Raw genomic sequence first — 10,956 nt, 5'->3', positions numbered from 1 at the left:
GAAGTGGGGGATGAGGGGGTCATCCCCTCACGCTATGCGCGTCACCGCCCGCTCGCCGGCGGTTATGGACCTGCCCTCCCGACTTGCCGGTTTCACCTGCCCATGAGGATGAGGCCATGCTCCTTTTTCAGGGCACCCCCTTCCTGCGCAGTTCGCACGAAGGTGGTATCAGATGGCCAGAGCGGCTCGGAGCCCCTGACTCACCTTCAGCATGGTGTGGTGGGACAGAGCTCCACGATCCTCCAGCAGTTCGTACCGGTGGAGATTGACGAGGTCATCGCACAGCACTCTTCCCGCGAGTGGATCGGCGGTGCTCAATTCCACGATCGAGGGGAGGGGTGGCTTGGTGCTCGTGGTGATACGAGTGGCGAGACAGTCTTTCAAGTGAGTGTTGCGAGCATTGTTCGATACGACCAGCCAGGGCTTTCCGCCATGGCCCACGTCGGCCGTGTACACCCGCCCCCTGATCGGAATGATCTCCGACACGGCTACGCCTCCTCTTCCCCGGCGCCGCGTCGTCGCCCGCGCATGGCCGCGTGGAACTCGCGATCCTCCTCGTCCTCCTGTGCGGCGAGGGCGGCATATCCATGGAGCATCGCTCCCTCTTCGACGGCTTTGCGCCCCGCGGTGAGCAGAGCATGAAGCACCTCGGCCTCGGAGGGGCGGGAGGACAGCTCCACTCCCAGCGCGAGGAGAGCCGCACGTTCGCTGCTGTCCGTGTCGCGGATACGGGTGGCGATGGACTGGTCTTCTTCTGTTATCGGGATGCTTTTCCGGGTGGGCGCAGACATGATGCACAGCGTGATGCATTTTTTGATTCCCGACAAGCTGCACAAAATGCTTCACCCCGGCTGGGCGAGTCCGCCGTCCCGCCTTCGGCCGCTCACTCCAGGGGGGCCCACCAGCGGACGGAGGTGCCCCGGTCGTCCGGGCCGGGGCCGTAGTCCGCGCCGCCGCCCAGGGACTCCGCCCGGCGTCGCAGGTTCACCAGCCCGCTGCGCCGTCCCGTGCCCTCGGGGGGAAGACCCACCCCGTCGTCCGTGACGGTCAGCCGCACCGCCGCCCGCCCGTCCGGCAGCGGCTCGGTGACGTCCACGGTCACCTCCACCCGGCTCGCGCCGGCGTGCCGGGCGACGTTGGAGAGGGTCTCGCGGACCGCCGCGATCATGTTCTTGGCGATCAGGTCGTCCACCCGGGCGTCCACCGGGCCGACGAAGGAGACGGACGGTTGGAAGCCCAGGGACCGGGCGGCGGTGCCGGTCTCCCGCAGCACCCGGGTGCGCAGGCCGGTCGGGGCCTCCTCCGGGCCCTGTTGGAGGGCGAAGATGGCGGTGCGGATCTCCTGGATGGTGGCGTCCAGCTCGTCCACCGCCTTGCCGATGCGCGCCGCCAACCGGGGGTCCCCCGCCGCGCGACCGGCGCTCTCCAGCAGCATCCCGGTGGCGAAGAGCCGCTGGATGACGAGGTCGTGCAGGTCCCGGGCGATCCGGTCGCGGTCGGCGTAGACGGCGAGCTGCTCGCGGTCCCGACGGGCCTCGGTGAGCAGCAGCGCCAGCGCCGCCTGTTGGGCGAACTGGGTGGCCATCGCCCGCTCGGCGAAGGTGAAGCGGGGGGCGCCGGGGGCCCGGGGCACCGACAGGACGCCGATCAGTTTCCCGTCGCTGCCCAGCGGCAGGAGCATGTTCGGCCCGTACCGGCCGGCCAGGTGGGTGAAGCGCCAGGGGTCGTCCTCGGTGTGCTCGACGAACGCCGGTTCCCCGGAGAGCAGCAGTTCGTTGGCCCAGCCGCCGGGCGGGATCTCCGCCCCGATCAGCCCCATGGGTTCGGTGGAGCTGACCGCGACCACCACCAGGCCGCCCGCCTCGTCGGGGAGGAGCACCAGGCCGGCGTCGGCGTCGGCCAGCCGGCGGGCCTGCTCGGCGACCACGGCCAGCGCGTTGTCGCCGTCGCCGGAGAGCAGGGAGGTGGAGAGCTCGGCGCTGCCGTCCATCCAGCGGGCCCGTTGGCGCACCGCCTCGTAGAGCCGGGCGTTGCCGATGGCGATGCCGGTCTCGGTGGCGAGGATCTGGCAGATCTGGAGGTCGTCGCGGGTGAAGACGCCGGGGCGGGGGTCGCCGAGGTAGAGGCCGCCGAAGCCGGCGCCGTGCACCCGGATGGGGGCACCCAGCAGGGACCGGATGGCGGGTACGCCGTCGGGGCCGGGCAGTCCGCCGTACCGGGGGTCCTCGGTCATGTCGTCCATGAGGACCGGGCGGGGATTCTCCAGCATCGCGGAGATCCGCCGGTCGCGGTCGGGGAGGTTGATCAGGCGCTCCATGACCTCCTGCTCGACCCCCCGGGTGACCAGTTCCCCGATGCCGCCCTCCTCGTCCAGGACGCCGATGCCGATGTAGCGGGCGCCGACCAGTTCGGCGGCGGCCTCGGTGACCCGGTCCAGGAGGGTGTGCAGTTCGACGTCGCCGCCGATGGTGACCATGGCGCGCAGCAGGCGGGGGATGCGCCCGGACAGCTCGGGGGAGCCACCGTTCGCCGTGTCGGCGTCACGGGGCGGGGCGGCCCCGCCCGGGTCCCCGGGGTGCCCCGACCGGCCGGCGGAGCCGCGCCGCGCTGTCCCTGTCATGATGCGAGCCTAGAATCACCCGACCGGTGAGGAAAGTCGGATCTGTCCGGATGTGCGGGGTTTCCGGTCCTCGGACGGCTCCGGGGCGACGGCGCGCCCGGCGTCGTTCCCGGTCCCGTTCCCGGCGGCCTCCGTCGCCCCGCCCGCCCGCAGCATCCGCCGGAACGGTCCCGCGGCCCCGGCCAGCTCCGCGTACGGGCCGCGCTGCACCACCCGGCCGCCGTCCAGCACCAGCACCTCGTCCACCTCCTCCAGACCCACCAGCCGGTGGGTGATCAGCAGGGTGGTGCGGTCGGCGGTGGCCGCCAGCAGATCGGCGGTGAGCGCGTCGGCGGTGTCGGTGTCCAGGTGCTCGGCCGGCTCGTCCAGCAGCAGCACCGGGAAGTCCGCCAGCAGGGCCCGGGCCAGTGCCAGGCGCTGCCGTTGGCCGCCGGACAGCTCGGCGCCGTGCTCGCCGACGGGGGTGTCGAGGCCGGCGGGCAGGCCGTCCACCCATTCCAGCAGTCGCGCCCGGTCCAGCGCCGCGCGCAGTTCACCGTCGCCCGCGCCGGGGCGCGCCAGCCGCAGGTTCTCGCGCAGCGTGCTGTCGAAGAGATGCGCGTCCTGCGCGCACAGACCCACCGTCCGCCGCACGTCCTCCCCGCGCAGGGAGGTCGCGTCCACGCCGCCGAGGACGTACGAACCGGCCTCCGGGTCCAGGAAGCGCAGCAGGCACAGGGCCAGTGTCGTCTTGCCCGCGCCCGAGGCGCCGACCACGGCGATCCGGCGGCCCGGCGTCAGCTCCAGGTCCACGCCCGACAGGGCGGGGGCGGCCTCCGGGGACTGTCCCGGGTGGCGCGCGGTCAGGCCGCGCACCACCAGCGGGAACGGCTCGGCGGGCGGCTCGGCCGGTTCGGCGGGCTCGCGCACCGGGTCCGGGGTGTCCAGCACCTCGGCGACCCGCTCGGTGGCCCGGCCGGCGCGCTGCCGGTGCTGCACCGCCACCGGCAGGCCGTTGACGGCCTCGAAGGCGGCGAGCGGCACCATCACCACCGTCGCCAACCACACCCCGGCCAGGGCGCCGGAGGCCACCCCCGCCGCCCCCACCCAGGCGGCGGCGGCCACGGTCAGGCCGGCGGCCAGCGCGCTCAGCCCCGCCGCCGAGGCGGTCGCCGAGCCGGACCGGGCCGCCAGGGCGGTGAGTTCCCGGTCGCTGTCGCGCACCGCCGCGATCCGGCCGGGGAGCGCGCCCGCGACGGTCAACTCGCCGGTGCCGGTGAGCAGGTCCACCACCCGGGTGCCCAGCCGGCCCCGGGCCGGGGCGAGCCGCCGCTCGGTGCGGCGGGCGATCGCCGCGGTCAGCAGGGGGACGCCGACGCCGGCGGCGAGCAGGCCGGCCGCGAGCACCGCGCCGGCACCCGGCAGCAGCCATCCGGTGAAGACCACGGCGGCCGTGGAGACGACCGCCGCCGCGCCGGCCGGCAGCAGCCAGCGCAGCCAGTGGTCCTGGAGGGCGTCCACGTCGGAGACCAGGCGGGAGAGCAGGTCGCCGCGCCGGGTGCGGCGCAGCCCGGCGGGGGCCAGCCGCTCCAGTCGCCCGTAGACGGTCACCCGCAGGTCGGCGAGCATCCGCAGCACCGCGTCATGGCCCAGCAGCCGCTCGACGTACCGGAAGACGGCCCGGCCGATGCCGAAGGTGCGGGTGAGGGTGACCGCGATCATCAGGTACAGGACCGGGGGCTGTTCGGAGGCGCGGGAGATCAGCCAGCCGGAGACGGCCATCAGACCGGTGGCGGATGCCAGGGCCAGGGCGCCGAAGACGGCGGTCAGGGCGAGCCGCCCGGCCCGGGGGCGGGCGGCGTCGCGCAGCAGACGACGGGCGCCGGTGCTCCGGCCGGCCGGCAGGAGGCGGCGCACCGCCCGGGCGGCGATCCCGGCCGTGGAGGGGGTGGTGCCCTGCCCGGCGGGGGTGTCGTTCCCGGTGGGGGTGTCGCCGGCGTCGGGCTCGCGGGTGTCGAGGAAGTCGCCGAGGATCCACCCGCCGGGGGCGGTGGGTTCCCCGGGCGTGCCGGCCGGGGTCGGTACGGGTGCCCCGGTGGGAAGCGTGTCCCCGGCACCTGCCGGGCCCGTCGCGTCACCCGTGACCCGGGGGCGGTCCGCTCCGTCGGCGGGGGCGGCACCGCCGGGGCCGGCGGCCGCCTCCCCGTCGGTCCCCGCCGGGAGCGGGGTCGGCGGGAGGAGTTCCACCACCCGGTCGGCGAGGTCCCGCAGCGCCGGCCGGTGGGTGACGATCAGCACCGTCCGTCCGGCGGCGGCCCGGCGCAGGGTCTCCCGCACCCGCGCCTCGGTGAGGCCGTCCAGCGCGGCGGTCGGTTCGTCGAGCAGCAGCACCGGGCGTTCGGTGAGCAGGGCCCGGGCCAGTGCGACCCGCTGCCGCTGACCGGCGGACAGACCCGTGCCGCCCTCCTCCACCCGGCGCCCCGGCGGCAGGTCGGCGTCGGCGGCGGCGTCGCGCAGGGCGCGGAGCACGGCCGCGTCGTCGGCGTCCGGGCGGGCCAGGCGGACGTTCTCGGCGATGGTGCCGGCGAACAGGTGGGGGTGCTGCGGCACCCACGCCACCTGCCGGTGCCAGGAGTCGGGGTCCAGGTCGGCGAGGTCGCGGTCCCCGACGAGCACCCGCCCGCCGGGTTCCGGGCGCACGAAGCCCAGCAGCACGTTGATCAGGGTGGTCTTGCCGACCCCCGAGGGGCCGACCACGGCCACCGTCCCGCCGGGGGGCAGCGTCAGGTCCAGCTCCCGCAGCACCTCACCGGCGCGGCCCTCCCGCCGCACGGTGACCCGCTCCAGCCGCAGCGCGGCGGTCCGCGCGTCGGGGGCCGGGTCGGTGCCGGGCCGGGGCCGCTCGGTCTCCAGCACGCCGAACACCTCGTCGGCGGCGGACAGGCCCTCGGCGGCGGCGTGGTAGTGGGTGCCGACCTGGCGCAGCGGCAGGTACGCCTCGGGGGCCAGGATCAGCACCACCAGGCCGGTGTGCAGGTCGAGTTCGCCGTGCACCAGGCGCATCCCGATGGTCACGGCGACCAGCGCCACCGAGATGGTGGCGAGCAGTTCCAGGGCGAAGGAGGAGAGGAAGGCGATGCGCAGGGTGCGGACGGTGGTGCGGCGGTAGTCGGCGGTGATGGCCCGGATGTTCTCCACCTGGGCGCGGGCGCGGCCGAACACCTTCAGGGTGGGCAGGCCGGCGACCACGTCCAGGAAGTGGTGGGAGAGCCGGCTCAGCCGGCGCCACTGCCGGTCCATGTGGGAGCGGGTGGCCCAGCCGATGAGAACCATGAACAGCGGGATCAGCGGCAGGGTGCCGAGGATGATCGCCGCCGAGACCCGGTCCTCGGTGAGGATGACGGCCAGGACGGCGGCGGGGACCGCGACGGCGAGGCCGAGCTGGGGCAGATAACGGGCGAAGTAGTCGTCGAGGGCGTCGATGCCGCGTCCGGCGAGCACGGCGAGTTCGCCGCTGCGCCGGTGGTCGAGCCGGCCGGGGCCGAGGGCGGCGGCGTGCTCGACCAGCCGCATCCGCAGCTCGGACTTGACGGCGGCGCCCGCCCGGTGGGCGGCCCGCTCGGTGAGCCAGGAGACCAGGGCGCGGCCCACCGCCGTGGCGGCGAGCAGTGCCACGGGGCCGGTGAGTTCGTCGGAGCCGAGGCCCTGTTGGAAGGAGCCGACGACGATGTCGGCGATCAGCACGGCCTGGGCGATGACCAGGCCGGCGTTGAGGAGGCCGAGGAGGACCGAGCCGACGAGGAACCCGCGGGTGGCGCGGGCGTGGCGGAGGAGGCGGGGGTCCACGGGCTTCATGACGATCCGTCTTCCGTGCGGGGGCGGTCGGCCGGCGCCGGTCGGGGGTAACCGGCGCCGGCCGGGGGTCCCGGTCCGTCGGTGAGGGGGGACGGGGCCGGGAGTCGGTGGCCGACGCGGTGGTCAGGCGGTCGGCACGCGATCGGGCGCGTCGGGCGAGCCCGGCGCGTCGGGGGTGCGGGGCCCGGTGGTGTCGGGTCCGGTCCCGCCGTCGGTGGGCCCGTGCGGGTCGGGGGCGAGGTGCTGCACCCCGATCCGCTTGCGGAACACCCAGTACGTCCAGCCCTGGTAGAGCAGCACGATCGGGGTGGCGATGGCCGCGACCCAGGTCATGATCGTCAGGGTGTAGGGGGTGGCGGCGGCGTTGACCACCGTCAGGTCCCACTCCGCGTTCAGCGAGGAGGGCATCACCGCCGGGTAGAGGGTCAGGAAGAGCATGGTCACGGCGGCGGCGATGGTGACGCCGGAGAGGCCGAAGGCCCAGCCCTCGCGCCCGGCCCGGTTGGCGAACAGGGCGGCCACCAGCGCGCCCGCGGCGATCACCAGGGCGATCAGCGACCACACGGTGCCGGTGCCCAACTGGGTCCAGCCCAGGAAGAGCACCGCCAGGGCGGCGGTGACCAGCCCCAGCCCGCCCGCCAGGGCGCGGGCCCGGTCCCGGACCTCGCCGACCGTCTTGAGCGCGATGAACACCGCGCCGTGGAAGGTGAAGAGGAACAGGGTGACCGCGCCGCCGAGCAGCGCGTAGCCGTTGAGGAGGTCGAAGAGGTTGCCGACGTACTCGCCGTCGGCGTCGATCGGCACGCCCCGCACGATGTTGGCGAAGGCCACGCCCCACAGGAAGGCGGGCAGCAGGGAGGTCCAGAAGATGGCGTGCTCCCAGTTGCGCTGCCAGCGCTCCTCGGGCCGCTTGGAGCGGTACTCGAAGGCGACGCCGCGCACGATCAGGCAGATCAGGATGAGCAGCAGCGGGATGTAGAAGCCGGAGAAGAGGGTGGCGTACCACTCGGGGAAGGCGGCGAAGGTGGCGCCACCGGCGGTGAGCAGCCAGACCTCGTTGCCGTCCCAGACGGGGCCGATGGTGTTGATCAGCACCCGGCGTTCGCGGCGGTCGCGGGCCAGGCCCCGGGTCAGCACGCCGACGCCGAAGTCGAAACCCTCCAGGAAGAAGTAGCCGATCCACAGGACGGCGATCAGGGAGAACCAGACGACGGTGAGCGCGTGCGGTTCGAGTGCGGCGTGCACGGAACTCGCCGGGTTCGCCAGGCTCGACAGGCTCGACAGGTTCGTCGGGTCGATGGGATTCACGGGACGGTGCTCCTTTCGCCGCTCAGTAGGAGAAGGCCATGGGGCGGTCGGCGTCCTCGCGGTCGTGGCCGCCGATGCGGGTGGGTGGGTTGCGGTCCGCGTCGGTCAGTTCGGGCGGCCCGGCCTTGGCGTACTTGACCAGGAGCTTGACCTCGATGACGGCGAGCGCCGCGTACAGCAGGGTGTAGACGCTCATCGAGAGGATGACCTCGCCCTGCGAGACGTTGGGGGAGACGCCCGCGGAGGTGGGCAGGACGCCGTAGACCACCCAGGGCTGGCGGCCCATCTCGGTGAAGATCCAGCCCCAGGCGTTGGAGATCAGGGGGAAGGCGAGGGTGAGGACGGCCAGTCGCCAGTACCACCGGGAGAGGGTGGGGCCGAGTTCGCCGTCGCGGGTCAGGGCGAGGATGGGCACCCGTTCGGTGTCGGCGGCCTTCTCGCGGAGGCGGTCGGAGAGGAAGAGTTTGCGGCGGGTGAGCCACAGTCCGGCGACGCCCAGCGCGAAGGAGATCATGCCGAAGCCGATCATCCAGCGGAAGCTCCAGTAGGCGACCGGGATGTTGGGCCGGTAGTCGCCGGGTCCGAACTCCTCCTGCAGGGCCTCGTTGGTGTCGTTGATGCCGGGGACCGGGTCGGAGAAGTTGCCGTGGGCGAGGAAGGAGAGCAGGCCGGGTATCTCGATGGCGACGACGTTGCGCCCCTCGTCGACGTCGCCGACGGCGAAGGCGGAGAAGGGGGCGGGGCCCTCGGTTTCCCACAGGGCCTCGGCGGCGGCCATCTTCATCGGCTGCTGCTCGTACATGATCTTGGCGATGTGGTCGCCGCTGACGGCGGTGAGCAGGCCGCCGACGACCACGGTGACCAGGCCCAGGCGCAGCGAGGTGCGCATCACCTCGACGTGCCGGCCCTTGCGCAGGTGCCAGGCGGCGATGCCGACGACGAACGCCCCGCCGGTGAGGAAGGCGGCGGTGATGGCGTGGGCGAAGTGGGCGACGGCGGTGTTCTGGGTGAGGACGGCGAGGAAGTCGGTGAGTTCGGCCCGGCCCGCCTCCTCGTTGTAGGTCCAGCCGACCGGGTGCTGCATCCAGGAGTTGGCGGCGAGGATGAAGTAGGCGGACAGCACGGTGCCGACCGCGACCATCCAGATGGTCGCCAGGTGCAGCTTCTTGGGCAGCTTGTCCCAGCCGAAGATCCACAGACCGATGAAGGTGGATTCGAAGAAGAAGGCGATGAGCGCCTCGAAGGCGAGCGGGGCCCCGAACACGTCGCCGACGAAGCGGGAGTAGTCGGACCAGTTCATGCCGAACTGGAACTCCTGGAGGATGCCCGTGACCACGCCCATGGCGATGTTGATCAGGAAGAGCTTGCCCCAGAACTTGGTGGCCCGCAGGTAGCGGTCCTTCCCCGTGCGCACCCAGGCGGTCTGGAGGCAGGCCACGAGGGTCGCCAGGGAGATCGTCAGCGGGACGAAGAGGAAGTGGTAGACGGTGGTGATGCCGAACTGCCACCGGGCGAGGGTCTCGTCCGCGAGGGCGAGGCCCACGAGATCACCCGTGAGGTTCATGGCTGTGGCCGCGGCGGTTGGGTCCACGGTGGTGCTCTCCTTCTTCGGTGCTCGTCCCCGGCCGTCGGCTCCCGGTCGGGGGTCGGGCGGTCGGGTACCGGCCCGGGCGGGGTCTCACCCGGTGCGCCGGATCCGTCCGACCCGTCCGGCCGGGACACGACGGGACGAGAAGGCGAACAGCGAATACGACAAGGCCAGCTTGTGAACGTATTCACATTCACAAGCAAGTATCCCCCATGCCCGCGCACCCTTCGCGCCCCGGGGGTGTGAGACCGGTCTCCCCGGTCCCCCGTGAACTCCGCACGCCCCCGTCCGCGCCCGGAAACGGGCTGGACCGGCGCGGCCGCGTCCGTGGACGCCCCGCGCCGGCCCTCATACGGTAGGGCGCGCGCCGGTCCCTCCCCGGGCGCCGGCAGGCTCCCCGCTCGGGTCTACCGGCCCTTGCGGAACTCCGCCGCGGCCCGCAGGAACAGGTCGTTGGCCTCCCGCTCGCCGATCGTCACCCGCACCCCCTCGCCCGGGAACGGCCGCACCAGCACCCCGGCCGCCTCGCAGGCCGCCGCGAACCCCGTGGTCTCCGCGCCCAGCCGCAGCCACACGAAGTTCGCCCGGGTCTCCGGCACCGTCCAGCCCTGCCCGGCCAGCTCCGCCGAGACCCGCCCCCGCTCGGCCACCAGCTGTGCCACCCGTTCCCGCAGCGCCGGTTCCGCGCGCAGGGAGGCGATCGCCGCCTCCTGGGCGATGCCGCTCACCCCGAACGGCACCGCCGTCTTGCGCAGTGCCTCCGCCACCGGCGCGTGCGCCACCGCGAAGCCCACCCGCAGCCCGGCCAGGCCGTACGCCTTGGAGAAGGTCCGCAGCACGCAGACGTTGGGCCGCTCCCGGTACAGGTCCAGGCCGTCGGGGACCAGCGGGTCGTCCACGAACTCCCGGTACGCCTCGTCCAGCACCACCAGCACGTCCCCCGGCACCCGGTCGAGGAAGGACTCCAGCTCCGCGCGGCGGATCGCGGTCCCGGTCGGGTTGTTGGGGTTGCAGACGAAGATCAGCCGGGTGCGGTCGGTGATCGCCGCCGCCATCGCGTCCAGATCGTGGTCCTCGCCGGCGGTCAGCGGCACCTGCACGGAGGTCGCCCCGGAGATCCGGGTGATGATCGGGTACGCCTCGAAGGACCGCCAGGCGTAGATCACCTCGTCGCCCGGGCCGGCGGTGGCCTGGAGCAGTTGCTGGGCCACCCCCACCGAGCCGGTGCCGGTCGCCAGGTGCTCCACCGGCACCGTGAACCGCTCCGCGAGCTCGGCCGTCAAAGCCCCGCAGAACATGTCCGGGTAGCGGTTGAACCCGCCGGCGGCGGTGGTCGCCGCCTCCAGCACACCGGGCAGCGGCGGGTAGGGATTCTCGTTGGAGGAGAGCTTGTACGGCACCGGGCCGCCATCGGTGCCGGGGCCGGCGGAGCGCCCCGGTCGGTAGGTCGGGATGTCGTCCAGCACCGCGCGCAGACGGGGACCGGTGCCGGTCGGCGCGTCCGCGGCGGGGATCGGCGAGGGCGTCGGAGAGCTCATCCTCCGTACTTTAGGAGGAAAGGGCGACGGGGCCCATCCCCCGGCCGACGTCCCTTCCCGGTCCCGCC

7 protein-coding genes are annotated in these 10,956 nt (G+C 73.6%); all 7 read right to left on the bottom strand.

Annotation, left to right across the window (positions count from 1 at the left end; all coding sequences use genetic code 11):
* Positions 1–168: 168 nt before the first annotated feature.
* The gene (locus FOE67_RS28990; protein WP_323384381.1) at positions 169–456 is read right to left on the bottom strand and encodes a type II toxin-antitoxin system PemK/MazF family toxin; all 288 of its coding nucleotides are present in this window, start codon (positions 454–456) and stop codon (positions 169–171) included.
* Positions 457–488: 32 nt separating this feature from the next.
* Entirely contained in the window at positions 489–791 is a 303-nt protein-coding gene (locus FOE67_RS28985; RefSeq protein WP_228473626.1) for a hypothetical protein, read from the bottom strand.
* Positions 792–883: 92 nt separating this feature from the next.
* A complete protein-coding gene (locus FOE67_RS06775; protein WP_182661476.1) occupies positions 884–2,620 on the bottom strand; it encodes a GAF domain-containing sensor histidine kinase in 1,737 nt (578 codons plus the stop codon).
* A gap of 15 nt (positions 2,621–2,635) precedes the next feature.
* On the bottom strand, positions 2,636–6,454 hold the full coding sequence (gene cydD / locus FOE67_RS06770; protein ID WP_182661474.1) for a thiol reductant ABC exporter subunit CydD: 3,819 nt from the start codon (positions 6,452–6,454) through the stop codon (positions 2,636–2,638).
* Positions 6,455–6,577: 123 nt separating this feature from the next.
* Positions 6,578–7,699, bottom strand: a complete 1,122-nt coding sequence (gene cydB, locus FOE67_RS06765) for a cytochrome d ubiquinol oxidase subunit II (protein ID WP_182661481.1) — start codon at positions 7,697–7,699, stop codon at positions 6,578–6,580.
* A gap of 85 nt (positions 7,700–7,784) precedes the next feature.
* Complete coding sequence (locus FOE67_RS06760) at positions 7,785–9,305, bottom strand: cytochrome ubiquinol oxidase subunit I (protein WP_182661479.1); 1,521 nt, start codon at positions 9,303–9,305, stop codon at positions 7,785–7,787.
* Between the two features lie 452 nt (positions 9,306–9,757).
* The gene (hisC, locus tag FOE67_RS06755; protein ID WP_182661472.1) at positions 9,758–10,888 is read right to left on the bottom strand and encodes a histidinol-phosphate transaminase; all 1,131 of its coding nucleotides are present in this window, start codon (positions 10,886–10,888) and stop codon (positions 9,758–9,760) included.
* Positions 10,889–10,956 lie beyond the last annotated feature (68 nt).

It is taken from the genome of Streptomyces calidiresistens (assembly GCF_014141525.1).
GTDB lineage: Bacteria > Actinomycetota > Actinomycetes > Streptomycetales > Streptomycetaceae > Streptomyces > Streptomyces calidiresistens.
Note: the sequence above shows the minus strand (reverse complement) of the source record. Positions and strands in the feature narration are given on the sequence as shown.